The organism is Mesorhizobium sp. M0306, from assembly GCF_040321655.1.
In the GTDB taxonomy this organism is placed as follows: domain Bacteria; phylum Pseudomonadota; class Alphaproteobacteria; order Rhizobiales; family Rhizobiaceae; genus Mesorhizobium.
The window spans coordinates 1-24,424 of sequence record NZ_JAMYRY010000037.1 but is presented as its reverse complement, the minus strand read 5'-3'; the positions used below and the strand labels follow the sequence as shown (position 1 = coordinate 24,424).

Annotated in this window: 21 protein-coding genes and 2 pseudogenes; 16 read left to right on the top strand and 7 right to left on the bottom strand. The window is 60.3% G+C overall.

Features of this window, described 5'->3' with window-relative positions; translation table 11 throughout:
* Positions 1-11 precede the first annotated feature (11 nt).
* A complete protein-coding gene (locus NKI95_RS30285) occupies positions 12-551 on the top strand; it encodes a DUF1697 domain-containing protein (protein WP_352721462.1) in 540 nt (179 codons plus the stop codon).
* A 30-nt stretch (positions 552-581) separates the two neighbouring features.
* Here NKI95_RS30285 and NKI95_RS30280 read toward each other — a convergent pair.
* The 5 genes and pseudogenes from NKI95_RS30280 to NKI95_RS30260 all read right to left on the bottom strand — a co-directional run bounded on the left by NKI95_RS30280 (position 582) and on the right by NKI95_RS30260 (position 8,394).
* Positions 582-2,038 (bottom strand): annotated as a pseudogene (locus NKI95_RS30280) (NCS1 family nucleobase:cation symporter-1).
* A gap of 365 nt (positions 2,039-2,403) precedes the next feature.
* The gene (otsB, locus tag NKI95_RS30275) at positions 2,404-3,165 is read right to left on the bottom strand and encodes a trehalose-phosphatase (RefSeq protein ID WP_352721460.1); all 762 of its coding nucleotides are present in this window, start codon (positions 3,163-3,165) and stop codon (positions 2,404-2,406) included.
* The gene (locus NKI95_RS30270; protein WP_352466252.1) at positions 3,162-4,943 is read right to left on the bottom strand and encodes an alpha,alpha-trehalose-phosphate synthase (UDP-forming); all 1,782 of its coding nucleotides are present in this window, start codon (positions 4,941-4,943) and stop codon (positions 3,162-3,164) included. The genes otsB and NKI95_RS30270 overlap by 4 nt, the downstream gene beginning before the upstream one ends.
* A gap of 179 nt (positions 4,944-5,122) precedes the next feature.
* Positions 5,123-7,285: an amylo-alpha-1,6-glucosidase gene (locus NKI95_RS30265; protein WP_352721458.1), complete on the bottom strand. Its 2,163-nt coding sequence runs from the start codon at positions 7,283-7,285 to the stop codon at positions 5,123-5,125.
* A gap of 47 nt (positions 7,286-7,332) precedes the next feature.
* Positions 7,333-8,394: a glycosyltransferase family 4 protein gene (locus NKI95_RS30260; RefSeq protein WP_352721457.1), complete on the bottom strand. Its 1,062-nt coding sequence runs from the start codon at positions 8,392-8,394 to the stop codon at positions 7,333-7,335.
* On the opposite strand from NKI95_RS30260, the gene NKI95_RS34560 reads away from it, so the two are divergent.
* The 11 genes from NKI95_RS34560 to NKI95_RS30205 all read left to right on the top strand — a co-directional run bounded on the left by NKI95_RS34560 (position 8,284) and on the right by NKI95_RS30205 (position 18,914).
* Complete coding sequence (locus NKI95_RS34560) at positions 8,284-8,952, top strand: DUF982 domain-containing protein (protein ID WP_502908352.1); 669 nt, start codon at positions 8,284-8,286, stop codon at positions 8,950-8,952. The genes NKI95_RS30260 and NKI95_RS34560 overlap by 111 nt on opposite strands.
* A 494-nt stretch (positions 8,953-9,446) precedes the next feature.
* A complete protein-coding gene (locus NKI95_RS30250; RefSeq protein WP_352721455.1) occupies positions 9,447-9,614 on the top strand; it encodes a hypothetical protein in 168 nt (55 codons plus the stop codon).
* Positions 9,615-9,877: 263 nt separating this feature from the next.
* On the top strand, positions 9,878-10,102 hold the full coding sequence (locus NKI95_RS30245) for a hypothetical protein (RefSeq protein ID WP_352721453.1): 225 nt from the start codon (positions 9,878-9,880) through the stop codon (positions 10,100-10,102).
* A 231-nt stretch (positions 10,103-10,333) separates the two neighbouring features.
* A complete protein-coding gene (locus NKI95_RS30240; protein WP_352721451.1) occupies positions 10,334-10,588 on the top strand; it encodes a DUF6894 family protein in 255 nt (84 codons plus the stop codon).
* A gap of 343 nt (positions 10,589-10,931) precedes the next feature.
* Positions 10,932-11,558 (top strand): class I SAM-dependent methyltransferase, encoded by a 627-nt coding sequence (locus NKI95_RS30235; protein ID WP_352721450.1) that lies wholly within the window; start codon positions 10,932-10,934, stop codon positions 11,556-11,558.
* Between the two features lie 204 nt (positions 11,559-11,762).
* Positions 11,763-13,568: an ABC transporter ATP-binding protein gene (locus NKI95_RS30230; RefSeq protein WP_352721448.1), complete on the top strand. Its 1,806-nt coding sequence runs from the start codon at positions 11,763-11,765 to the stop codon at positions 13,566-13,568.
* A 6-nt stretch (positions 13,569-13,574) separates the two neighbouring features.
* Complete coding sequence (locus NKI95_RS30225; protein WP_352721446.1) at positions 13,575-14,756, top strand: glycosyltransferase family 9 protein; 1,182 nt, start codon at positions 13,575-13,577, stop codon at positions 14,754-14,756.
* 9 nt (positions 14,757-14,765) lie between these two features.
* Positions 14,766-15,953, top strand: coding sequence for a glycosyltransferase family 9 protein (locus NKI95_RS30220; protein WP_352721444.1), 1,188 nt, complete (start codon positions 14,766-14,768; stop codon positions 15,951-15,953).
* The gene (locus tag NKI95_RS30215; protein ID WP_352721442.1) at positions 15,943-17,121 is read left to right on the top strand and encodes a glycosyltransferase family 9 protein; all 1,179 of its coding nucleotides are present in this window, start codon (positions 15,943-15,945) and stop codon (positions 17,119-17,121) included. The genes NKI95_RS30220 and NKI95_RS30215 overlap by 11 nt, the downstream gene beginning before the upstream one ends.
* A 303-nt stretch (positions 17,122-17,424) precedes the next feature.
* Positions 17,425-18,204: a sulfotransferase domain-containing protein gene (locus NKI95_RS30210; protein ID WP_352721441.1), complete on the top strand. Its 780-nt coding sequence runs from the start codon at positions 17,425-17,427 to the stop codon at positions 18,202-18,204.
* Between the two features lie 14 nt (positions 18,205-18,218).
* Positions 18,219-18,914, top strand: coding sequence for a sulfotransferase family protein (locus NKI95_RS30205; RefSeq protein ID WP_352721439.1), 696 nt, complete (start codon positions 18,219-18,221; stop codon positions 18,912-18,914).
* Positions 18,915-18,944: 30 nt separating this feature from the next.
* On the opposite strand, the gene NKI95_RS30200 is transcribed toward NKI95_RS30205, so the two are convergent.
* A complete protein-coding gene (locus NKI95_RS30200) occupies positions 18,945-19,925 on the bottom strand; it encodes a glycosyltransferase family 2 protein (RefSeq protein ID WP_352721438.1) in 981 nt (326 codons plus the stop codon).
* Between the two features lie 223 nt (positions 19,926-20,148).
* On the opposite strand from NKI95_RS30200, the gene NKI95_RS30195 reads away from it, so the two are divergent.
* The 4 genes from NKI95_RS30195 to NKI95_RS30180 all read left to right on the top strand — a co-directional run bounded on the left by NKI95_RS30195 (position 20,149) and on the right by NKI95_RS30180 (position 24,343).
* Complete coding sequence (locus NKI95_RS30195; protein ID WP_352721436.1) at positions 20,149-21,312, top strand: glycosyltransferase family 4 protein; 1,164 nt, start codon at positions 20,149-20,151, stop codon at positions 21,310-21,312.
* 113 nt (positions 21,313-21,425) lie between these two features.
* Entirely contained in the window at positions 21,426-22,199 is a 774-nt protein-coding gene (locus NKI95_RS30190; RefSeq protein WP_352721434.1) for a glycosyltransferase family 2 protein, read from the top strand.
* Between the two features lie 108 nt (positions 22,200-22,307).
* Positions 22,308-23,030 carry a glycosyltransferase gene (locus NKI95_RS30185; protein ID WP_352721433.1) on the top strand — a complete coding sequence of 241 codons (723 nt, stop codon included), beginning with the start codon at positions 22,308-22,310 and terminating at the stop codon, positions 23,028-23,030.
* 275 nt (positions 23,031-23,305) lie between these two features.
* Positions 23,306-24,343 (top strand): phosphatidylglycerol lysyltransferase domain-containing protein, encoded by a 1,038-nt coding sequence (locus NKI95_RS30180; RefSeq protein WP_352721432.1) that lies wholly within the window; start codon positions 23,306-23,308, stop codon positions 24,341-24,343.
* Here NKI95_RS30180 and NKI95_RS30175 read toward each other — a convergent pair.
* A pseudogene (locus NKI95_RS30175) lies at positions 24,340-24,424 on the bottom strand (IS5/IS1182 family transposase); the annotation flags it as partial. The gene NKI95_RS30180 and the pseudogene NKI95_RS30175 overlap by 4 nt on opposite strands.

Sequence of the window (24,424 nt, the reverse complement as noted above, 5' to 3'; positions counted from 1 at the left end):
ACTAGCCGCCCATGCAAACTTACGTCGCGCTGCTCTACAGCATTGTCCTGGGCGAGGGGCGGCGGGTCGTCATGTCCGATCTCAAGGCGATGGCCGAAGGCCTGGGGCTGAACAACCCGCGCACGCTGGTAGCGAGCGGCAATCTGGTTTTTGAGGCGCAAGAAACAGGACTCGCGGCGTTGGAGCAGCGGCTGGAGGCGGCGTTCGCAAAGACTTTCGGCCGCCACGTCGACATCATCGTGCGCCGCGCCGACGGCTGGCTGAGGCTGGCGGCAGGCAATCCATTCCCAGCCGAATCGGCCGAGGCCGCGGACCAGGTGGCGGTGCGCGTGATGCGGGCGCCCGTTCCCGCCGGCGCCGCTACGGCGCTTGAGGCCTATGTCGGCAAGGGCGAGAAGCTGCGGATTGTCGGCGGCGACATCTGGATCGTCTTTTCCCGCGAGATGCCGAGTTCGCGGCTGCTTGCGGCGGTGAGCCACAAACGTCTCGGCATCGGCACCTCACGCAACTGGAATACAGTGCTCCGCCTTGCCGAGATAGTCGCAGAATAAACGGGGTGGCTCGCGCCGCCCCGAGTCCGTTCAGGCCTTGGCTATCCTGGCTCCGGCACCGAGTGCCATCGTGCGCAGCACGTAATAGATGACGCCGGCAATTGCCACTCCGAAGAACCAGCCATAGACGCCCCACCATGACGGCAGCAGGCTGGTGAAGTTGGGCAGGATCGAGGAGAAGACCGCGCCGATACCGGCGGCGATGAAGGCATTGACATGCCAGCCGCCCTGAAAGCGGAATTCGCCATTCTCCCTGTAGAGCGCCTCGACGTCGACCTCGCCCTTCCGGATCAGGTAGTAGTCGACCATCATCACGCCGAAGATCGGCCCCATCGTCGCGCCAATGATGTTGACGAAGGAGGCAGCACTGCCTTCCCAGGGCGCGAAAGGATAAAGCACAAGCGCGATCAGCGCCGCGATGTAGCCGCCCTTCTTGAAGTCGATCTGGCGTGGAAAGACATTGGAGAAGTCGAAAGCCGGCGACACGAAGTTCGCCACCACATTGATGCCGAGCGTCGCCACCGCAAACGTCAGGGCTGCGAGTGCCGCCAGGAACCAGCTGTCGAACTTCGCCGAGATCTGGTCGGGATGCAGCAGCACCTCGCCATAGACGTCGAAGGCGGCGATCGTGGTGACGCCGGCGACCAGCGAGAACAGAATGAGGTTGACCGGCAGGCCCCAGATGTTGCCCTTGCGCAGCGATGCCTTGTCCGGGGCGTAGCGCGCGAAATCGCAGAAGTTGAGATAGAGCGCGGAGAAATAGGTCACCCAGATCGCCGCCACCGCAAACAGCGAGGTCCAGGAGCCCGGCGTGCCCGGCACCCCCGCGTCCTTTGTCTTTTCCAGCAGCACATCCATCGGGATGTCGCTGGTGAAGGCGAAGGTGCCTGCCTTGATGCAAAGATAGATCGCCAGGATCAGCATCATCACCCACACCGCCGGTCCGGCCCAATCCTGGAAGCGGCGCACCGTTTCCATGCCCTTCTGGATGATCAGGAGCTGCAGCGCCCAAATGACGACGAAGCAGATCACCTCGAGCCCGGAGTGGCCAAGGAAATGTGTGCTCTGGTTGAAGTCGGCGAACCATTGCGAGCGGATCAGCAGGGCTACGATCGCGCCGGAGGCCGCCGCCGTCTGCGCGCCGTACCAAAAGCAGGCGACGATGGCGCGCACCAGCGCCGGTATGTTGGCGCCCCAGATGCCGAAGGAAGCACGCGCCAGGACAGGGTAGGGCACCCCGGTCTTCACGCCGGCATAGCGACCATGTTCATCAACGCATAGATGATCAGCGAACCGATACCGATGGCGATGATGAAGTTGACGAAGCCGCCGCAAAACAGGAACAGGCTGGCCGCGAGGTAGTAGCCCCACAGGCTGTGGACGTCCGACGTCCAGACGTTGAAGATCGAGAACGGTCCCCAGTTTCGAACCTTCGCCGGAGCGAGATCCTCATTGTACAGGTCCGGTGATGCGCCTTGTATGGTCATTGCAATGTCCTCCCCTTGTTACGACCCCGCGCCTCCACGCATTGCACGCAGGTTAAGCCTGACGCTGGGGAACCGGCAAGCAGACGATTTGCCGGCTTTGGGCTTAAAGACATTCAATGAGAAACGCGCTTATCGGCGACGCCATGTTCATCGCCGAGTTTTGCCGCGATGGCGATTCGGATGGTGATATTGATCGCTTGTCAGCGGCTCAGGGGATCTGCTTCGAGGAAAGCGCGGGCAAATCCGGGTTGCGCCGCTTCTATTGTTCCATCGGGCAATTTCAAAAGCCTCGACATGGCCGCACGAATGGATCGCCGCATTCACATGGTGGACGGGAAGATCAGCTGAACCGGACCAAGGCGCGATCAGGACACCGCCGACGTCTCGAAACTGGCCTCGAGCCAGGCTACTGCGCCGGTCACGTCGTCGAGGGCATAGGTTGCGGCCGTCGGTCCGTTCGGCTTCACGCGGATGGAGATGCCGCCAATTTCGTTGATCGCCTCGAAACCGTGTTCGTCCGATGTATCGTCTCCGAGGAATATCGGCCGCCGGCCGATAAAGGGCGGAATGTCCATAAAACGCCGGATGGCAGCACCTTTGACGGCTTCCAAAGGCATGAGCTCGACGCCGGCGTTTCCCGGAAGCACCCGATAACCCTTCGGAAGCCGGGCCAATGCCTGTTCGACCAGCTGGATTGCGGGCGCAAGCAATTGCGGTGCTGCTCTTGTATGAACGGCAAGGACCGGCCCCTTGCGCTCGACATAGACCTTGCCGCTGCCCAGTTCGGCCTCGATCTCGTCGGCAAGGGCGGCGATGTCGGCCGGCGCGTCGGCGGCATCGATCGGACCGGTCGGCGTCAGCCGGTGCTCCAGCCCATACAGTCCGGCGATCCGCAGCTTCAGCGGATGGAACAGCTTGTCCACGGCGGGGATCGATCGGCCGGTGATGAAGGCGACCGCACCATCCAGCCTCCGCTCGATGTGTCCAAGCAGGTTGCGCAATTCCTCGCCGACGAACACCGCGTCGGGATGGGCAGCGTGTTCCAGCAGGGTTCCGTCGATGTCGAGGAAGAGCGCCCATTGCCCTGCCGGCAGGTTCAACGCCGGCGGTTGTTCAAAGCTTTTCACGATGCTGCCTTCCGTGCCCGCTCGAACATCGAGATGACGTTGTTGGTGTTCGATGGCGGGCGCTCGCCGGTTCCGGTCACCCTGTCGAGATCGCCGCGTTTGCGCAGGCGCGCGGCATCCAGCAGCATGCTGCCGGCCCAGCGGTAGACGTTGTTGTCGCGGACCATCTCGCGCATCGGCCGCAAACGCTCGCGCTGCTCATCCGGCGTCATCGTCAGCGCCTGCAACAGCGCCTCGCTCATCATGGCCGCATCGTAGGGGTTGACGATCAGTGCTTCCAGCAATTCGCGCGAGGCGCCGGCAAAGGTGCTGAGCAAAAGCACGCCCTGTTCGTCGTCGCGCGCCGCGACGAATTCCTTGGCGACAAGGTTCATGCCGTCATGCAGGCTGGTGACCATGCAGATGTCGGCGGCGCGATAGACCTCGTAGACCTGCTCCTGCCGATGATGTTCGGCGACCATCAGGATAGGGCTGTATGTCTCGCTGCCATATCGCCGGTTGAGCTCCTCGGCACAGCGACGGCATTCGTCATGGAGTTGCTGGTAGGCGGGCAATGTCCCTCGGCTCGGCGCGGCGATCTGCAGGAAAACCACCTTACCTATCCATTCGGGATATCTCGTGAACAATTCGTCCAAGGCATGAAAGCGATCGAGAATGCCTTTCGTGTAGTCGAGGCGCTCGACGCCAACGCAAAGTTTGGTATCCGCAGACAGGCCGAATCTGTCGCGTACGCTGGCGCGGCACTCCTCCACAGACGGCAGTTTTGCCAGCAATTGGGCCGGCCATTCTATGGAAATGGGATAGGCGTGGACCAATGTGGTCTGCCCACCATAGGAGATTGCCGCGTCTGCCCGTTCGATCCGGCTCTCCAGAAAGCGGTCGACACTTTCGGTGAAGTTGTTGGCATGGAATTGGGTATGAAAGCCGATGATCGAACTGCCGAGCAGTCCTTCCAGGATCCGCTCACGCCACGGACAGATGCTGAACACTTCCGAATTGGGCCACGGGATATGCCAGAAGGTGATGACTATCGCGTCCGGCAGGCGCTGGCGAATCATGCGCGGCAGCAGCGCAAAATGGTAGTCCTGCACCAGCACGATCGGCCGTTCGTTGCGGGCTTCGGCAACCACCGTATCGGCGAATTTGCGGTTGACGGCCTCGTAGGCGTCCCAGTCCGAGGCGCGAAACACGGGGCGGGTGAAGGCGATATGGCAAAGCGGCCATAGGCCCTCATTGGCGAAGCCCAGATAGTAGCCCTGATATTCCTCCTCCGTCAGCCAGACCCTGCGCAGCGTGTAGGACGGATTGCCTGGCGGCACCTGCACCCGGTCGTCCTTGTCGACGGTGAGGCGGTCTGCCGTGCCGCCGCCATAGGCGATCCAGGTGCCGGCACAGGCGCGGGTGATGGGCTCGAGTGCCGAAACCAGCCCGCTGGCCGGCACCAAAAGTTGCACCCCGTCATCCTTGATGTTGTGGATGTAGGGTTCGCGGTTGGACACCACGATGACCTGTGCGTCCGGCAGGTCGTCGGCCAGGATCTTGCGCAAAGTGTCGGGCGACCACGTGACCAGTGCCGCGTCGGCCGACTGGCCGTTCTTTTCGAACTCGCGCAGCACCTTGCGTGCCGCTTCCGACGCGACATCCTCGCTCGGCGTGTATGCGGCCGCCGTTGCGCGGCCGCGACGCTGGCGGGATATCGATAGGAGAATGGCAAAAGCGGAAAAGCCAAAACTTGCGATCAGCAAAACCCAGAGCAGGTTTACAGTATAATCTGACATGGAATGTGATCTCGCCTCCGGCCAGCTGATAGCCGTTTTTTATTTGTTTTTCTGGTTCGCGGCCGTGTGACAACGACAGCGTTCCCCAGCTGCCCATTTTTGCAACGCACAAAGAGGCTATCGGTTCCGGACGATTGCAATGCCGCGCGTCATTTTCGATGCGCCGCAGCGCGGCGGCATCAAGTGCGCACGATGAGCGGCACCATCCCCTCATACCGATCGGCGAGAAAGGCGACGACCCGGTCGCCGACACGCTGGAATGTGAGGTCGACCACTGTCGAGCCGACACCCAGATGCCGCAATGTCAGCGTGTCGATGCCGATCGGCAGCCTTGGGCGGGTGACCCGGATTTCGCTGTTCCAGCCGTCGATTTCGAGCCCAAGGCAGGCCTGCATCAGCATGAAGGCCGATCCCGCTGACCAGGCTTGCGGCAGGCACGCGACGGGATAGGCGATCGGCGCTTCGCCCGGCGACCGGGTAAAGCCGCAGAACAGTTCCGGCAGCCGCATGTTGAAATGGACAGCCGATTCGAACGTGCCGCTCATCAGCCGGACCACGCTGTCGCGCACGCCATAACGTGCCAAGCCGGCACCGCACATGGCGGTGTCGTGCGGCCAGATCGAACCATTGTGGTAGGACATCGGGTTGAAGAATATCGCATCGTCGGCCAGCGTCCTCACTCCCCAACCAGAGTGGAACGACGCGGAGAGCAGCTGATCGGCGACCATTTGCGCCCGTTCCGGCTCGGGCAGCCCGACGAAGAGAAGATGGCCGGCATTCGACGTCCGTACCTTGCAGAGCTCGCCTGCACCATCGATCGCCAGTGCATAGAAATTGAGATCGTCCATCCAGAAATGGCGTTCCACCGCGGCGCGCATGGTTTCGGCGCGTTCCTCCCAATGATCGGCCTTGTCGTCCTCGCCGCGGCGGCGGGCGAGCGCTGCCAGCCCACGGAACGCGGCAAAGACGTAGCCTTGCACCTCGACCAGGGCGATCGGCCCCTTGGGCATGCGGCCATCGGCATGGAAGACGGAATCGAAACTGTCCTTCCAGCCCTGGTTGGCGAGGCCGGTCTCGGCGCCGCGCTGGTAGGTAACGAAGCCGGTCGCGCGGCTTGTCTCCTCCGTCCATTCGGCCGCTGCACAGAGCGATGGCCACAGACTGTCGACGAATGCCATGTCGCCGGTACGATCCGCATAGGCGCAAGCGAGATGAATGTAGAGCGGCGTGGTATCGACGCCGCCGTAATAGCGGCCGAACGGGAGCTCCCGCAGCGCCGCCATCTCGCCCTTGCGGGTCTCGTGCATGATCTTGCCCGGCTGCGAATCGCTGAACGGCGACGTTTCGGTTGCCTGATGCTGGGCGAGAAAGGCGAGTACGCCGCGCGCCAGCCCAGGATTCAACCACAGCATCTGCAGTGCGGAAATCACCCCGTCACGGCCAAACGCCGTCGAGAACCAGGGTATGCCGGCATAGGGGTAAGGTCCGGTTGCAAGCTCGGTGGTCAGCAACGCCACGTCCGCGCGCGCGCGTTCGATCCAGTCGTTGAAGACGCGGCCGGAGCTGTGCACCGTCGCGCCGTGGCGGCGTTTGGCGCGCATGCCGAAGCGAGCGCGGGCGGCGGCAGCCCGAAAACGGTCGCGGTCGGGTGTCTCCGCCACTTCCGGGCCGACCTCGATATAGAGGACCTCGCTGCTGCGCTTCGTCACCGCAACCAGGAAATCCGCACGGCTGGCGGTCAAATTGTCCGGCGCCCGCGAGAACGAGATTGCCGACAGGCGCACGAGCTGGTCTAGCCCGTCATATCGAAGCACCACGGATGTCGGACTGGTCTCGGCGGCGTGGGCTATTCCGCGCTTGAGCCGGGTCGAACCGCGCACCTCGAACATGTCACGGAAATCTGCTGCGAAATGCAACGAAACCCGAATGGCCGACGATTCCTGGCTGTAGTTGGAAAGGGTGATGCGCTCGAACAGCCGGTCCTGCCAAAGCAGCCTGACGCGTTCTATGTGGATCGCGCCTTGCGGAATGTCGCGACCACCGACACTCTGGATCGGCAGATTGGTCAAGTTCGAGGTGAAAAGCACATTGTCCTGGCTGAGCGATGCGCCCAGCAGCGACATTTGCCGGCCACCGACCGTCAGCCGGAATTCCGAAAGCACACGCGTGTCGTCTCGGAAAAAGCCGTCGCCGGCGCCGCGGATGTCGCCATAGGCGTCGGCCACCGCGAAGCAGTCGCCTTGCTTGAGGGCGAACAGCCGGTGCGGCTCCCGGGGCGCAACCTCGTCGAGGGAGGCAAGGGCTACGGCGGGATCAAGCTTACGCTCGTCGAGTTGATTCATACGTCACAAGCTCTGTCGTTTCGTTCCAATGTCCACAATGACGCCGATCAGGATGCTCTCGCTTCACCGGGAGCGCCGATCAGGCGCGTATAGGCAGCCACATAGTCGTGGGCCATTCTCGTGGCAGAAAAACGGTTTTCGAATACGGCTCTCACCTGTCGCCTGTCGAGGCGCAGCAATTCCGGTATCGAGGCGACCGCAGCATCGACTGAATCGACAAGGAAACCGGTCACGCCGTGGTCGATGATCTCCGGCAGGGCACCGCATTTCCAGGCGATTACCGGCGTGCCGCAGGCCATAGCCTCTATCGCGGCAAGACCGAACGGCTCCGGCCAATCGATTGGAAACAGCAGGCCGGCCGCCTTGCCGAGGAATTCCGCTTTTCTGTCCTCTTCGATCTCGCCGACATAGTCGACACGGTCGCCGTCGATCAGCGGCTCGACCGTGTCGTGGAAAAAGGCGCGGTCGTCATCGCCGATCTTTGCCGCAAGCTTCAGTTTCAGCCCGGAGCGCAAGGCGATCTCGATGGCACGGTCCGGGCGCTTGTCGCGCGACAGCCGGCCCAGAAAGGCCAGATACGGCTCGTCCGCATCCGTCTCGAAAGTCGACTCGTACATATTGATCGGCAGCCCGTGATGGATGGTCGCCAGCCAATTGGCCTTGGCCAGCCCGGTTCTCTGGCTGCGGGAAATCGAGATCATCGGAAAACGCGGAAAATGTTCGTAGGCCGGGGCCAGGTCGACATAGTCGAGCCTGCCATGCGGTGTCGTCACCGTCCGGTCGGGCATGTGTTCGAAGAAAGGAAAATGCAGGAAGTGGCTGAGATGGAAATGGATGATGTCGAACTGTTGCGCTCGGTTCCTCACCTCTGCGAGCATCGAGAGATGCGCTGCGGTTTCGGATTTGTGCGGGCGCGGATCGAGACGGAGCGCGCGCTCGCGACACGCCACCAATTTCGCCGATGTCTTGGTATCGCCGCTGGCGAACAGGGTCACGTCATGGCCAAGCTCGACCAATCCCTCGGTCAGATAGGAGACGATGCGCTCCGTCCCTCCATAGAACCGGGGTGGCACGGATTCATGGAGCGGCGCCACATGGGCTATTCTCATGTTTTGGCATTTCCCTCAAAAAGACTGCTCGTGGCATCGAAATGCATCAGCCGCGCTAACGTTCCCGTACAATGGCGAGATGTCACCCAATTAGGGCAAGATGTCAGGCAATTGGGGCTGCCTGGCGCTTCCACCGCTGCTCGTCTGGTCCGGCCAACATTTTTCAGGCCAAGCCCTCCTTGGCCGGGAACCAAAGCCCGGTTCGCGAGTTTAGTGGGGTTCGATCGCACGCATCCGGTCGACGGGGAGGAAATGATGGACCGCTTGCAATTCTTTTCGCCCGTGCGGATTTTGCGCGGACAGGGACAGCCTGTGGAGGAGATCGACAGCGTTGCCGAAGCAATGGCATTCTTGCGAAAATGGCCGGCTGGGCGGCGCGGGCCGGTTTACCAATGTGCGGTGAATTGCTGCGCAGCGGCCATGGCCGGCCGGATGTCGGCCGAGGAAGCGCGAAAGGCTTTTGCCGGCTTCGCCCGGATCACCCGCCTGCTCGAGGGCGATAGGCCGTTGCCGATGAGCGGCGAGGATCGGCATCGCGATCACGCGTTGAGGCGATAGGCGCCAACTGCTGCAGATCGTCAGATGAAGGATGGCATTCAGCCGGAGCGCCCGATCGGCGACCGACGCGCTTTCGCTTACATTTTCGCAGGTGCATTTGCGCTGATATTTGGTGCCGAAGGCACTGCGTTCATTGCTCGCCTTCTGGCAGACCAACCTATGGCAAATCAAAGTCGCTTCGGTTGCCTCGGGGGTCAGGCCCGTGATGACTATTGCGGTTGTCGTGGCCGCCATGCCCATGATCGTGAACCGGAGTAAATTCCGAAAATTTTGCATAGATACCTCGCTTTCTGACGCCTCGCTTCTCGGGCTCGCGCCCAAGCTTCCTCGTTGTCGAGTGGGTGTTTGCGACAAGGCCGCATACGGATCGCTTACGCCTCAGCGGTCGGGGCTCAGGGGCGGCATAAAAAGTTGGACGAAGCGCAGACAATGGTGCCGCATTGCGGTATTTCGATCAGAAAAAGGCAAAAGCTGCACTTTTGCGGGAATGGATATTGTCGAAACGGCTTAGACTGGTGCTGGGAACGGCCGGCGCAATTGCCGTCGCCATTGTCTGGGGGATCGTCGCCACGTCGATGGGGGTGCCATCGATTCTGATCACCGTAGGAGCGGTCGCGATCGGCGCGGGCATCTACAGCTATCTCGATCGAAGCCGAAGCTGATCCGGTATCAGGCTAGGGGCATAGCGCAAAAATCCCACGGTCGCAGACTGTCTGCGGCAATGCTCAGTGTACGAAAATTACCAACGACAGCGTTCTATGGAACGAGTGCCCTGCCGAAGCTATTGTGGTGGCGGTCCGAGACACCCCCGCCTCGGGCCATTGGCTCACCCATACGAGTGGTCCGCTGCTACCCAATGGCACCGGGCCTTCACCCGGAGGACGGACCCCGGAAGACGGACATTGTGCCGAATCGAGGGAGAACGATGGTCGTTGACGAGATTGCAGCGCGGCGCCTGAAAATTCTCATCGAGCAATATATGGAGACCAGGAAGAGGCGCCACGATGTGGTTTCTACCGCAGCGGCTGAGATCGCGATCAGGGCTGTCATGCCGAATTGCCCGGTCTCCGGAAAAGCCCTGGACGACATGATTGCGGTATGTGCGTTTGAACATGGGCTGGGGGTGCTGTTCGATCGACCTGACGCATGAAGGCCTAAACGCCATGAATCCCAACGCCAAAATCGCACGGTGCTGTCGTGCACAAATCCGACGCTGTTCCTGAGGCGCTCGCGACTAAAGCGCGTCGCGTCGATCAGCCTCGTGCGACGCGCCTTAGGTTCTTGTTTTTATGCATGTCGTTGTCGCAAAACCGCTGCACACTTTTTGCGCGACATGCATTAGAGAAACCGACCAAAGAGAAACCGACCAACCGGAGCAGCCATGCCGAGATATTTTTTCCATTTCCGAAACAATGAGGGCCGCTTGACGGAAGATTTCGAGGGTCAGGAGTTGGACGGTTTGTCCGCGGCACAGGATAACGCCATGGCTTCGGCCAAGGAAATCCTGGCCGAGGGCCTGCTCAGCGGCAACCCGGTCCTGACAGGCCTTTCATTCGAAATCTGCGACGAGAACCGGAAACTGCTTTTCCGATTTCCCTTCTCGGAAGCTGCCGAAAAGGCTGGCGCTCGACCGTGATTCGCCAAAAGCCCGGCAATGCGGGCGAGCTTTGATCGAGCCTGGCTGAAAAACCGCATGTCGCGGCAAGACGGTCGTTGGTGCAAATCAGCACCATAGGCAAATTAGTAGCATAGCTGCCGGCACAAAGCAAGAACAAACATGGCTTGCTTTACCGAAAAGGCGTGCGTTTCAGGAACTCGAGGGCAGGCCCGGGTAGGGGGCGCCAAGCGACATTGCGATTTCCAACCGATGTGTCGATTTGTCGGGCCGGGTGTTCGTCACCTTCCCGAAACGTCTTCGCAGGATGCTGTGATCAGGAGTTCCTTTCTCCCGCGGTTACGTTTACAGGACGTTCTGGACAGTGTCGTTTGCGCGCCAGCAACTGGACCGGGCTAGGCCCGGCGCACAGTCCTCATCCGTCAAGGAAACCAGTCCGGCGCCGTTTTTGGAGAACAATGATTTGTGGTGGTCAAATAAGCAAAAGAGATTCAAGGGAACGTGGGAAGACCGACTGGACGGGCTATTCTCCGCAGAGGTCGACTACGCCGGGAAATCCATTCTCGATGTTGGCTGCAACATGGGTGTTGTCGCCTATGAGATATCCAAGCTAGGACCGAGTTCGATCCATGGGATCGACATTCTCAAGCCGCATATCGAGACGGCCAGGATGATCTTCCTGGGTTGTCCAGTCCAAAGCCGGTTCGATTGTCTCGATCTTGGCAGCCGAAAGCTGCAAAATGTTCTCCAACCGCAGTACGACATCGTCATGCTGCTGGCGGTCTACCATCACATGCAATGGAGCCTGGGCGCGGACAAGGCGCGAAGCGTGCTGTCCGATATCGCCGGGCGTGCTCAAACGATCGTTGCCCGCGTCCCCCCTGGCAAGGATAAGGAGATGATCGCGGTGCTTTCGGATGTGGGCTTTTCGATCAAAAGCAATCACACATCGCCTCTTGGAAGCCATCTCATGGTCCTCGCAAAACACTGACCAGGCATAGCGCGGCCGACGACGAATGGCGCAAGAGCCGCATAGCTTGGCATGCGAGGAACCGACGGTCATAAGCGATGACGTGCAAGGATCCGGTTCGGCATTGACTGCGGTCGGGAACGAAGCCACAGACAGTGATCGAAACCGTCTCGCGCTTTCAAGACAACGCGAAGACCGGACGGGATCGCAACGGGCGGCGACGAGATGATTACAAAGAAACGAGTATCAACGGTCCCGGCATATCCGCTGATCAAGCGTCTGATCGGCGAAAATCTGCCGCCGCACAAGATGCTGTATGTGACAGGTTTGCTGTGCTCGATCGCCGCCGCTGCGGCGACCGGCGCAGCGGCCTGGATTATGAAAGTCATGATCAACACCATCTATGTCGAGCGAGACGCTGCCGCTGTATCGGGTATCAGCGTCGTCATCATCGGCATTTTCCTGGTCAAGGGCATAGCTGCCTACTGCCAGACCATCACGACGGGAAAGATTCGCCGGGCTATCGTTTCGGACCTTCAAAACCGTCAATTTTCCCGAATGGTGTATTTCGACATCAGCCGTTTCGCCAACCAGCATCCGGCAAAATTCATCTCCAAAATCATGTTCAACGCGCGCGCCGGGGCGACCGTTATTCTCACCCTCACGAGCAGCGCCGTCTCTGATCTGCTGACCCTGATTGCCTTGGCCAGCGTCATGGTCAAGCAGGACCCGGTAATGTCGCTGATATCCGTGGCGGTTCTGCCGATGCTGTTCCTGTCAGTCGGGGCGATAACCAGGAAGCTCAAGGCGCTGGCGAGGGGCGAGACGGAATTGGCCGCACAAGTCCAGTCGATCGGCACGGAAGCCGTCGAAGGCATCCGCACCATCAAATCCTTCCAGCTCGAGGACAAGGCAGTTGCCAGCTTTGCAAAGGCCGTCCGCAAGATGGAAAGACGTGGCATCCAGATCAACCGGACATCAGCATTGATGAGCCCATTGATGGAGACCGGCGGCGGCGTGATCATCGGGCTTTTCGTTATGTATGCCAGCTGGCAGACCCTCGGCAACGGCAAGACGCCTGGCGAATTCATGGCCTTCATTACCGCGTTCCTGCTTGCCTATGAGCCTGCCAAGCGGTTGGCCCGGGTCAACGTCGACATCCAGAAGCAAATGGTTGCCGTCGAGCAGATGTATGATTTGATCGACACGCCCGAGCAGCGGCGACTCGCAATCGCAGGCGAGCGCCTGACCGACGTCGATGGTGGTATCCGCTTTGAAGATGTGGCCTTCTCCTATGACGGCAACAGCCCGGCGCTCGAGGGTGTTTCCTTCGACGTGCGACCTCGTGAGAAGCTGGCGATCGTCGGCCGCTCCGGCGCCGGCAAGACCACCATCGTCAATCTGATCCTGCGCCTGATGGAGCCGGACAAGGGCAGGATCCTGATCGACGGAAAGGACATTTCGAAGATCAGCCTGGCCGACGTTCGCGACAATATCGCACTTGTGTCACAGGACGTCTTCCTGTTCGAAGGCTCGATCCGCGACAACATTCGTGATGGCCGCCCGAACGCTACGGATCAGGAAATCGAGTCTGCTGCGAACCTCGCCCGGGTCACCAGCTTTGCTTCGGCGCTCGAAAACGGGCTCGACACGCTTGTCGGGCCGAGCGGCACCAATCTGTCGGGCGGGCAGAAACAACGCGTCGCCATCGCACGCGCCTTGCTCAAGAATGCTGCGGTAATCGTCTATGATGAAGCGACATCGGCGCTTGACGGTGAAAACGAACGGGCAGTCATGGAGGCAGCCTTCGACAACACATTTCAGCGCACGGTGATCTGCATTGCGCACAGGCTGTCTACAATCAAGGCGGCCGATCGTACTCTCGTGTTTGACGCCGGACAGCTTGTCGATGATGGAACGCATGACCAGCTTGCCAAACACAGCGAGATATATCGTTCGATATTCCACCTGGAGACGCCCGATCCGATGGCCGAAAGCGGCAAAAAGCTGCGGCAAAGCGTATTGCGCTGAAGGCCGATGACCAGCTTTTATCACGGTTCCTATGTCCGGTATGTGATTGGTGGACTGGGCCTTCAGCTGCGCCGGTACAAAAAGGCGGTGCGCAGGTTGTTTTCCGGTCCCAAGCAGCCGCGTTCCATTCTTGAGCTGCAGGCCAAGGTTGAGGCGCTGATCGTGCGCAGGGACTGGAAAGGCCTTGAAGCCGGTACCAATGAGATGGCTGTCACGGCCGATCACAATCGCGACCCGGAGCTGATGCAGAAGGCGGGCCAGGCATTCGAACGGCTTGGCAACTTTGCGCGGGCAGCTGAGCTTCGGCTTTCCGCTCGCAGGCTGCGGAAAGGGAAAAGCGCCAACGATTGGACCGGCGAGAATCTCGGATCGGATACACTGCTGATCGATCTTGTGGAGGATGACCCGCGCAGCCTTGGCCGGGTTATCCGCCACGCGCGACTGGCCGGCGCTGCCGCTGCCTATGCGCAAAGCGCAACAATTCGGGTCGAGCCGCGCCTGGTATCAATTCTGCAGCGAACGTTCCCGAAGGCGACCGTGATCCCGGCGCAGCAGGATGTGGTCGGCGACAAACGTGCGACTTTCGAAGATCTCGCCTGGGTGTTCGGACGCGATGCCGAAAAGCTTGCTGCCGACTTCGTGCCGCTGCGGGCAGATCCTGAACTCGTCGAGACATTCCGCAGGCGCTATCGCTCGATGACGGATCTGCCGCTGGTGGGTCTCTCCTGGGGCAGTAAATCCCACACCAAGGACGTGCCTGACTTCCCGGAATGGGCAAGGTTCATCGCCCAGACGCCAGCGACATTCGTTTCGCTCCAGTACGGACAGATCAAGCCGGCGTTGCGGCGCCTTCGCAACGGCAATGACGCGCGTCTGATCTTTGACGACAGCGTCGACCAGATGGTCGACATGGACCGTTTCGCCGCACAGGTCGCCGCACTTGATGCTGTCGTGACGATCAGCAATACGGCGGCCCATCTTGCCGGAGCCCTTGGCGTGCCGACTGTTTTCCTCATCGACGACAATTTTCAGACGGCATGGCCAGTGACCGGCGACCGGACACCCTGGTATCCGAAGGGCATTATCATTCGCAAGGAGGGGCGCCCTTGGTCGCTGGTGCTCGACGGGGCCGGCCGGCGGCTCTCGTCGATCCTGACGACGCTTTCCGACGCTCCCCGAGGACGATAGAACATCGCCGTGCAGAACAGACGAACCATCCTTCAGAAAGCAAAAACCGCCGATCTGCGCCCGCAGAGCGCCGTCGGCAAGCGGCTGCAGAAGGTTCTCGAGCGGGCAAAGGAACTTCTTAGACGTCCCTCGCGCCACGCCGACGAAAATGCCGAAAGGCATACGAGGCTGATGGAGGAAAGCGTGCAGCGTGGTGACTGGCAAACTGCTCGCGACCATGCACTGGCGCTTGGCGTGCTTGGTGAGCAGCTTGGCGATCTCGGGCTGATCAAGAAAGCGGGGCGTGGACTGAGGCGTCTCGACGGAGGAAATCGCATCTGGCAGTTGATGGCGGCGAGCAAGCAGCTGCGCGGCAGGCCCGATTGGGATGGCAGTGATCTTGCGGGTCGCACGCTTCTCGTCGATCGTCGCGAAGGCGACCTGGCGATCTTTTTCCAGTTCGCGTCGCTGCTTGGTCCAGTCGTCGCGGCTGCCGGTCGATGCATCGTCTTCGTCGAGCCGCGACTGGCACCGCTTTATCGCAGAACATATCCTGCGCTCGATGTCAGGATTGAAGGGGAAGAGGACATGGCGGCGGTGGACGCCGACGTCGTTGCCGGTTTCGAGACACTCGCAAAGCATTTCTGGCCGGACGACCCGGCGGCACGCGCGCCCTTCGTTCCGCTGGAGCCGGACCGCCGACTGGTTGCCGAGCTGCGCGGCACCTATCTCGATGGCGGCCCAGGTCCCCTGATCGGATTTGCCTGGGGAAGCCTGAACAAGAGCAAGGATCTGCCGGCTCTGGACGATTGGCGGACGCTGTTCGGCAGCCTGCCGGGGCGCCTCGTCAGCTTGCAATATGGCGATGTCGGGCCGGCCCTCTCCGAGTTCGAGCGCCACGCGCCGGGGCGCATCATCCATGACGCTTCCGTCGACCAGTTGACGGACATGGACCGCTTTGCCGCCCAAATCGCGGCGCTCGACGCGGTGGTGACGATCAGCAATACCGGCGCCAACCTCGCCGGAGCGCTGGGCGTGCCGACGATTGTCATGCTCGACGACGGGTTTCGCCTGTCCTGGCCTGCTTTCGGCGAGACCGTCGCCGCATATCCGACCGTTCGACTGGTCCGAAAAGGCGGCCGAGCCTGGGCGTCGGCAGTGCAGGAAGCAGGCGGACGGGTCATGCAAATCATCGGCGGAGCTGGCGATGGAGGGTAACCAACTTGTCGGCCGGTTGCGCCGCGCTGTCGCGCTTGCAGGCTACAAATACAAGGTCTGGTTCCGACGTCACCGCCGGCAGCTTTTCCTTCGCTGGCGCGACGGCGACATTGCCGATCAGATGGCGGATTATCGGCGAAGCGTCGAGTCGCGCGATTGGCCGGCGGCACTGCCGAAAGCCCTGGCTCTTGGATCCATTGCGAAGTCGAGGGGCGAGGTCCACCTGATCGACGAGCTCAGCAAGGCGCTGATGCGGATGGGCGCCTATGGCGCAGCCGCCGAACTCAGGATCGCACGACGCCACATCGTCAACGGCCGCGTCGATGGGGAGTGGCTGGGCCAGGATATTTCGGGCCAGACACTGCTGGTCGATCTGATGGAAACCGAAAAGCAGGGTCTGGCCACCGCGATCCATCATGCGAGTTCCGTGGGCTGTGCCCTGGCGCGCGCCGCCCGCTCGATCGTGCTGGTCGAGCGCCGCCTGGTACCGCTCTTTCAGCGCACTTTTCCGACCGCCGATGTGCGGCCGGTCGGCGCTGATGGCAAGGCTGCCTATGGCGAGGCGCAGGCCTTCGCCGGCGTCCAGCATCTGACTGCCGTTTTCGAGACCGACGAGGCGACGATCCGCGAGCATTTCGTGTCCCTTAAGCCGGATCCGGCCCGGGTCGCTGAACTTCGCGCCCGCTACCGGAAGGAAGGGCGGCCGTTGGTCGGTATCGCATGGGGCAGCTCCAATCCCGGCAAAGACCTGCCGCCGCTTGCCGCCTGGCGAAACCTGATCGGCCGCCCGGACCTTCGGTTCGTCTCGCTGCAGTATGGCCAGATCGAGACCGATCTGAAGATCCTGACCGACGGTGAGCCGGAGCGCATTCTTCATGACAGATCGGTCGATCAGCTCGTCGACATGGACCTTTTCGCCGCGCAGGTTGCCGCGATGGACGCCGTGGTGACCATCAGCAATACCGGAGCGCATCTGGCCGGCGCGCTCGGCATCCCCTCGGTTTTCATTCTGGGCGACGGCTTCAAGCGCTCCTGGCCGGTCGAGGGCGACCGCACGCCCTACTATCCATCGGCCGTGCTGGTCTCGAAACGGGAACGCCCCTGGTCCGTGGTGATGGGCGAGGCCGAGTCCATTCTGGCGCCATGGGTCACAAAAGTGAGTGGCTAATGCATGTCGTCCAAAAGCGCGTCACTGAATACGCTTCGACGCGATGCGCATTAAGGGGTTCGGCCGACGGACCGCGCAATGGAGCGCCCGTGTCGAACAGTCGTCGCAACAGGCCAAAAAACATAAGGCATTCCGAACCGGGATATAGTAAAGGCCCAATTCGCCCCGCAGAGGATCGCAATTCTTGCCGGCATTTCTGCCTTGTGTTCGAACCAGCCGTAGGCTTAGGCGCCCAGTAATAGGGTTGGTCTGGCCGGCAGCGGTTCGGGCGCCAGCTCTGATAATCTAAAGGAGGTCTCTCCCATGTCCTTTCTAAAATTTTTCCAGGCCAAAGCGCCGCCTCTTCCTCTTATCGTATCCTTTCCAAAATCGGGGCGCACCTGGCTGCGTGTCATGCTGGACGATCTAGGAGTTGAAGTTCAATACATTCACGACGGAACCGACCACAAGTTACTTCGACCGAAATCGAGCCTCAAGGAGAATAAATCTCGATACAAGAAGAGAAGAACAATAATGCTTGTTCGTGATCCAAGAGATACGGTGGTCTCAGGGTACTTTCAGGTTCAGAAGCGCCACATGCTTCCAGCGGGATCGTTCAGCGATTTTATCAGAAGCGACAATCATGGGATCGAAAAGATCATTAGATTTAACCTGCATTGGTTTGCGGCAATGCCCCGGATGTGCGAAATCCGGTATCTTCAATATGAAGACATGCATCGGGATACAGCTGGTGTCCTTCGCGCGATCCTTGGATTCCTGAACCTGCAGGCTGACGATCGGACGCTTGTCGAGGTGGCGAACAACCGAACATTCGACAAGATGAAAGTGAGTGAATCGACCGGTGATCTGTCCGATCGATACGGCAAGATATTACAGCCCCGCGATGCGAATGATCCCGAAAGCTTCAAGGTGCGCAAGGGCAAGATAGGCGGTTACGGCGAATATCTTTCCGAGGACGACGTGGCCTATTGTGACGAGCAGTTGGCTAAGTTCGAATATTGGGAGAAGCTGGACAAGGTCTTTAGCACCAACGGCTTGTGCTACGCTCGCGTCGATAACCGCGCCCGGGTCGCCTTGGGTTAGGGAGCATTGCCGACATGGTGATGCGGACCGGATTCATTTGCGGCTGCGGCCATAGCGGGACGACGTTGATTGCGACGATCCTTGCGTCGCATCCTGACGTCTACCTGCCGCTCCAGGAAACCAACATTTTCTTCAAGTGGACGCCACTGGCCATGTTCCGCTTCTGGAAACTGAAACGGGCGGCGCTCGAGGCTGGAAAGAACGTGCTGCTTGAAAAGACACCGCGGCATATCCGCCGTGTCGCCCGCATTCGCCGGCTCGTGCCCGGCGCGCGTTTCGTCATGCCGGTGCGAGATGGGCGCGACGTCGTAGCGTCCCTGATCAAACGACTTGGCAACCCAAAGGAGGCTCTCGACCGCTGGATCAACGACAATGCGCTGGTTTTTGCGGAACGAGGAAAGCCGGATGTGCTGATCTATCGCTATGAGGACCTGGTCGAGAATCCGGCCAAAGTCGTCGAGCAGATCTGCGGCTTTCTCGATGTGACCTTCAGCCCGGATCTCCTCGACTACCACAAGAACCCGCAGCAATGGTTCAAGCCGACCGACGCCAGCGTCGAGACCCAACATGAGGTGCTCCGGAACCAACAGGTCAATCAGCCGATCTACGACGGAAGCGGGAGATGGCGCTCCGAACTTGGAAACGCCGAGTTACAGGACCTGGTACAAGGACGAGGTGCCCAGCTTATGAAAGCATTCGGTTATGCATGATGTCGGTTCGGCATCTGCTGGAAATGCCGTCTACCAATCAATCTTGTCGATCAAACCCGTTTTGAACAGGCTGTGAGCTCCTTCGTACAGCATTGACTGTTCGCTCATCGCGCTGAGAGCAGCTTTACCGCTCGATACCTCATGATACTGGCGATATTTGGAAGCGCCGTTCCAATACTGACCTTCCGCCACCGCGACCTGCGCCTTGTCGTTGAAATCGGCGAAGAACTTGAAATGAAGCAGGCCGCCCAATCCCTTTATATAGTTTCGCCAGTAAGGCAGCGGTGAGTGAATCGACGTAAAAATCGTCTGGCGATCAACATATATCAGAGGAAACTTGGTCAACTTGTGCTGCCTGGCGAAAAGCCGGGTCCTCGGGCCGCCTGTGATCTTGAGATGCCGGGGGCTCCTCGTCACCTCATAGCCGCTGACGTCGAAATGGTCCGCAACTTGCCATGGCGGCACGATGGGATCGAAGGGTACGTCCCAGATGTTTCCGCTCGGATACATGTCGATCATCGGCGCCAGCAGGCGTGTCATTCCGCGCCGCTTGAGCCAGTCAGCCATCGCACCGAGCGGATGCTGATCCATGCCGTCATAGACAAGATATTCGTCCGCATCGACGGTCAGATACCAGCGAGGCTGACCATAAATCTGCACAATACGCTGCCGCCAAAGGTTTCCCAGGTCCGACTGCGAATAGGTGATCGGCGAACTGAATAGATCGACATCTGGCTGCTCGGCCAGAAGCTCAGCTGTTCCGTCGGTCGAGCGATCATCGAGGACGGCGAATCTGGTGACGCCGAGTTCGCGATAGTGCTTCAGGAACGGGCGCAGCCTGTCCGCCTCGTTGCGGATGACGAGGATCAAAGGCAGGTCATTCGCTTTAAGAGGCGTTATCGGCCGCAGCGATGACACTTCTGCCCGTCTTCCGAAGGTGTGTCTCAGCCGATATATGGCGGTGTCGGTAATCGTCCGGCGGACAATGGCGGGCCAGGTTGCTTTGCTCAAGCCGTCGATTCCCTCATGGCGGTCACCGCCCGGCTGGAGCTGGCGCTGATCCGCTGTTTGCAGTTAATTTCTACATGCAGCACCGTTAGGCAAATCGCAAGCAGTCGCGGACAATGGACACAGGCCTGTTCTGAGTTCCGGCGGGTGAGCTTCCAACTGTTGCCGATGCGCGCTGGCCTCTATAGACATCGTCAGATGGCAACAAGGCCGGAGCCCAGACCCCATGCACGCCGGCATTCGTGGCACCGAAATTCAATTCGACAGGCCGATCCTGTTCGTGCGCCAGCGTTATGCGCCTTTTGGTGGAGGCGAGATCATGCTGGAAAACATCATGGCCGCATTCGCCGCGCGTCAGCGGCCGGTGGCCGTGCTCTCCGGCGACTGGCCGCGATATGAAGGCGTAGAATTCATCCATTGTGCCGGCCGCCGCTTTCCGCGTTCGCTGCGGGCGACGTCCTTTGCTCAAGCGGCCTGCCGCAAGATCGCCGAGATGCCGCCGGCGCTGGTGCAGAGCAACGATCGCCTGCCGTGCTGCGATGTCTTCCGGGCCGGGGAGGGCGTTCATGCCGCCTATCTTGCCGAGCGGCGGCGTTTCGAGACGCGGCTTGGCAGGGCGGCAATGGCGCTGAGCCCTTTTCACCGCCAGACGCTGCGCCTCGAGCGCGCAACCTATGCCAGCCCACGGCTCAAAGCTGTCATTGCGATTTCGAAGATGGTGGCAGACGACATTGTCCGTCACTACGATTATCCGGCGGAAAATGTGCACCATATCCCCAACGGTGTGGACCTCGACCGCTTCAATCCGCAGCTGCGCCAACTGCATCGGGCGACAATCCGCGCGCGGCTCGACGTCGACGAAAACAGGACGGTCGTCCTGTTTGTCGGCTCGGGCTTTGCGCGAAAGGGACTGCTTGCACTGATGAAGGCGGTCGCCAGGCTCGATGGCGAGCCTGAATTGTGGGTCATCGGCCATGATTCGCGCGCCAACGCCTTCAGGCAGGCCGGTGACAGGCTCGGTCTCGGCGCACGGCTCAAGATGCTGGGGCCGCAGAAAGACATGCTGCCGTGGTACGGCGCGGCCGATATTGCCGTGCTGCCTTCCATCTATGATCCTTTCGGCACAGTGGTCATCGAAGCCATGGCCAGCGGCTTGCCGGCTGTGGTAAGCACCGGCTGTGGAGCGCGCGAGCTTGTCGAGCGGTTCGAGCCGACGCTCGTTTGCGATGCGGCCAGCGAAAGCGACCTCGCAGCAGCGCTCGCGCACGCGCTGCAGTTGTCGTCACGACCTGAGACCGCAACCCGGGTGAGAGCGGCGGCCGAACACTATGATTTCAATGTCATGATCAAGCGAATGATGGCGCTGTATGAAAGCCTTGATCTGAAATGATTTTCGACTTTGTTAGATCAGGTTAGTACCCTCAGTGTGCCAACAGGCCGGGAGCCGATGCTGCAGATGCATTCGAATGACAGTGGCAGCTTTGATGCCGGAACCTTCTGACCGTGCCGGCGCTCTCGGTCATTATCATCACCCGCAACGAGGAGGCGTCCATCGCGCAATGCCTTCGGTCGGTCCATTTTGCCGATGAGATCGTCGTTCTCGACAACAACAGCAGCGACAGGACCAGGGAGATTGCGGGTGATCTGGGGGCAAAGGTTCTGATGACCGTTGATTGGCCCGGTTTCGGCGCGCAAAAAAACCGTGCGCTGGCCGCGGCAACGGGGGATTGGATCCTCTCGCTGGATGCCGATGAGTGGGTGGAGGCGCCGCTCGGCGCGGAAATCAGGGCCGCAATCGCCGACCCAAAAGCCTATGACGGCTTCGAAATACCGAGAAGATCGCGCTTTTGCGGGCACATTGTCCGCCATAGCGGCTGGTCGCCCGATCTGGTGCTCAGGCTCTTCCGTCGCCGGTCCGGGCGCTTCAGCGACGACACCGTGCACGAGAAGGTATTGGTGAATGGGAAGGTCAGCCGATTGTCCCAGCCGATCGAGCACGATTCCATTACCGACTTGGCAGATGCCCACGACAAGATCGGCCGGTACGCAGAAGCGTCCGCCGCGCAGCTGCTTGCCGAGGGCAAAAAAAGCTCGATAAGCAAGGCGGTTTTGCGCTCCGTCTGGGCTTATGTGCGCAGCTATATTTTCCGGCTGGGATTTCTGGACGGTTCCATTGGTGCGATGGTGGCCGCGTATTCGGCCAGCTACACCTATCAGAAATGGGCGCGTGTCGCAGTGGGAATGCGAGGCCAGGTCCACCAAAAAAAGCAAGGCTGAGGCCAGGACAAATCTGTGAGAAACCGGCTTGGTTGACCGCAATTGTTGCCGAGCCATCGCCAACTAGTTAGTGTACGACCGTTAAAATCGAAAGCCAGGGTAGTGAATATGACTGATGCGTTTAGGGTATTTATCGGATGGGACAGCCGTGAGCCGATCGCGTACGACGTCGCGCGACACTCGCTGCTCAAACATGCGTCGGCGCCTGTTTCCGTCATTCCGATCAAGCAGGACGAGATGCGTGCCCGCGGGCTGTATTGGCGGGAAAAAGATCCGCTCGCCTCAACGGAGTTCACCTACACGCGCTTCCTCACGCCCTTTCTCGCCGACTACACGGGTTGGGCCCTGTTTTGCGATTGCGATTTCCTGTGGCTTGGTGACGTCGCGGGCCTGCTGAAATACACGGACTCGGACAAGGCGGTCTATTGCGTCCAGCATGACTATACGCCGAAGGCCACGACCAAGATGGATGGCGTGGTCCAGACGTCCTATCCTCGGAAAAACTGGTCGTCGCTGATGCTGTTCAATTGCGCGCATCCTTCGGTCAAATCGCTCACGCCAGAGGTCGTGAATCAGGAAAGTGGCGCCTATCTTCACCGAATGCAGTGGGTTGCCGACAAAGACCTGGGCTCATTGCCCGTAGAGTGGAATTGGCTCGAAGGTTGGAACGAAAAGCCTGCGATCGGCACACCTAAGGCGGTCCACTATACCAGCGGCGGCCCGTGGTTTGCCGAGTGGCAGAATGTCGACTACGCCGATTTGTGGATAGCAGAACGCGACGAGTTCCTGGCTTCCGATCAAGCAGAATCTTCTCAGAGCGCAGTTCGATAAGAGCATCGTGTTTGGCAGGTGACCTGAGCGCTTCCGAAGTGGCATCGATTTTCGTGTCGCCAAGGGCGCAGCAGCAACCAGCCGTCAGGCGCTGGGCGCCGGCAACAATGCGTGGTGCGCCTTTGGGCGGGACCGGGGGCAGATTGCGCCTAGGAATCTGGCAGTTTCGGCCGGGTAAGCATGCCGCACCCAGTTAAGGATCAGCTCGCGGCAATATGATCGGTTTGGGGTCCGTCAACTCTTTCATCGGCCTAGCCGGCACGCGAAAGTCGACCATGCCGTCACTGCGAAGACGCTTCGATCGATTCCTGGAAAACCACGGGCCTAAAATACCGCGGCTGCAGCTGAACCATGTCGAGCGCCTGGCGCTGGTTCGTCGCCATGGTGATTTTTCCCTTGCCTATTCGACCGCCGTGCAGAAGGGGCTTCATTACTTCGGCGATGCCCACGGCTACATCGCTTATGGCAGCAAAACGCGACATCATTTCGCGCTCGGTGATCCAGTGGCTGATCCGGCCGATCGGCGCGACTATATCAGACGTTTCATCGAGGTTGCCGGCAGCCCGTGGTTCGTGCAGATCGGCGAACAGACGGCGCGCGTGCTTGACGGGCTTGGCTATCAGGTCAACCGCCTCGGCGTCGACACCAGGCTTGTCCTGCCCGGACACGACTTTTCCGGAAAGCGCAATGAGACAGTGCGCTATTCCGAACGCTGGCTCTTGAGGAAAGGGTTTTCCTTCGCGGAGGACAACGGGACCGTCTTCCTCGACGAGATTGCCAGGCTCTCCCATAATTGGCGGGCCGACCGCATCGTCAAGCGCTGGGAGATGAGATTTCTCAACAGGCCCTTTGCCGATCACCTTGGCGTCGATATGCGCCGTTTCGTCCTGCACGGTCCGGATGGGGAGCTCGTGGCCTTGCTGGATTTCGATCCGCTGTTCAGCGACGGCAAGATCATCGGCTACACCACCTCGTTCAAGCGCAAGCACATCGATGCCTCGGCGCATGCCGAGATCGGCCTGACCAAATTTGCGGTCGACCGTTTTCGCGACGAAGGTGTTTCCGCCGTCACCCTCGGCCTGTCGCCGCTTGTCGAAATCGGACCTAGCGGGTTTGCCGAAAGCGATTTCTGGCGGCGCGCCTTCCAGCGTGCCTATGACTCGCCCTGGGTCAATCGCACCCGTTTCAACCTGCAGGGGCAGGCGGCCTTCAAGCGCCGGTTCCACGGTGTCGAAGAGCCGACCTATCTTGCCTTTCGCAAGGGGAGCTTTTTCGAAGCGCTTTCTCTGCTCCGGCTGATCAGGGCCGTCTAGGCCGTAGACTCATAAGCGCGAAGCCACAGTCGCATTGAGGCGAGTTGGATCATGGCGAGGAAGTTGGCTGCCAGTTTGTCG

Bases quoted from the DNA above. Each gene is read 5' to 3' on its own strand.
- NKI95_RS30240 (WP_352721451.1), top strand. From the start codon at position 10,334: ATGCCGAGATATTTTTTCCATTTCCGAAACAATGAGGGCCGCTTGACG.
- NKI95_RS34560 (WP_502908352.1), top strand. From the start codon at position 8,284: ATGGCCAAGCTCGACCAATCCCTCGGTCAGATAGGAGACGATGCGCTC.
- NKI95_RS30245 (WP_352721453.1), top strand. From the start codon at position 9,878: ATGGTCGTTGACGAGATTGCAGCGCGGCGCCTGAAAATTCTCATCGAG.
- NKI95_RS30205 (WP_352721439.1), top strand. From the start codon at position 18,219: ATGGTGATGCGGACCGGATTCATTTGCGGCTGCGGCCATAGCGGGACG.
- NKI95_RS30230 (WP_352721448.1), top strand. From the start codon at position 11,763: ATGATTACAAAGAAACGAGTATCAACGGTCCCGGCATATCCGCTGATC.
- NKI95_RS30260 (WP_352721457.1), bottom strand. From the start codon at position 8,394: ATGAGAATAGCCCATGTGGCGCCGCTCCATGAATCCGTGCCACCCCGG.
- NKI95_RS30195 (WP_352721436.1), top strand. From the start codon at position 20,149: ATGCACGCCGGCATTCGTGGCACCGAAATTCAATTCGACAGGCCGATC.
- NKI95_RS30210 (WP_352721441.1), top strand. From the start codon at position 17,425: ATGTCCTTTCTAAAATTTTTCCAGGCCAAAGCGCCGCCTCTTCCTCTT.
- NKI95_RS30285 (WP_352721462.1), top strand. From the start codon at position 12: ATGCAAACTTACGTCGCGCTGCTCTACAGCATTGTCCTGGGCGAGGGG.
- NKI95_RS30215 (WP_352721442.1), top strand. From the start codon at position 15,943: ATGGAGGGTAACCAACTTGTCGGCCGGTTGCGCCGCGCTGTCGCGCTT.
- NKI95_RS30270 (WP_352466252.1), bottom strand. From the start codon at position 4,943: ATGTCAGATTATACTGTAAACCTGCTCTGGGTTTTGCTGATCGCAAGT.
- NKI95_RS30180 (WP_352721432.1), top strand. From the start codon at position 23,306: ATGCCGTCACTGCGAAGACGCTTCGATCGATTCCTGGAAAACCACGGG.
- NKI95_RS30265 (WP_352721458.1), bottom strand. From the start codon at position 7,285: ATGAATCAACTCGACGAGCGTAAGCTTGATCCCGCCGTAGCCCTTGCC.
- NKI95_RS30225 (WP_352721446.1), top strand. From the start codon at position 13,575: ATGACCAGCTTTTATCACGGTTCCTATGTCCGGTATGTGATTGGTGGA.
- NKI95_RS30185 (WP_352721433.1), top strand. From the start codon at position 22,308: ATGACTGATGCGTTTAGGGTATTTATCGGATGGGACAGCCGTGAGCCG.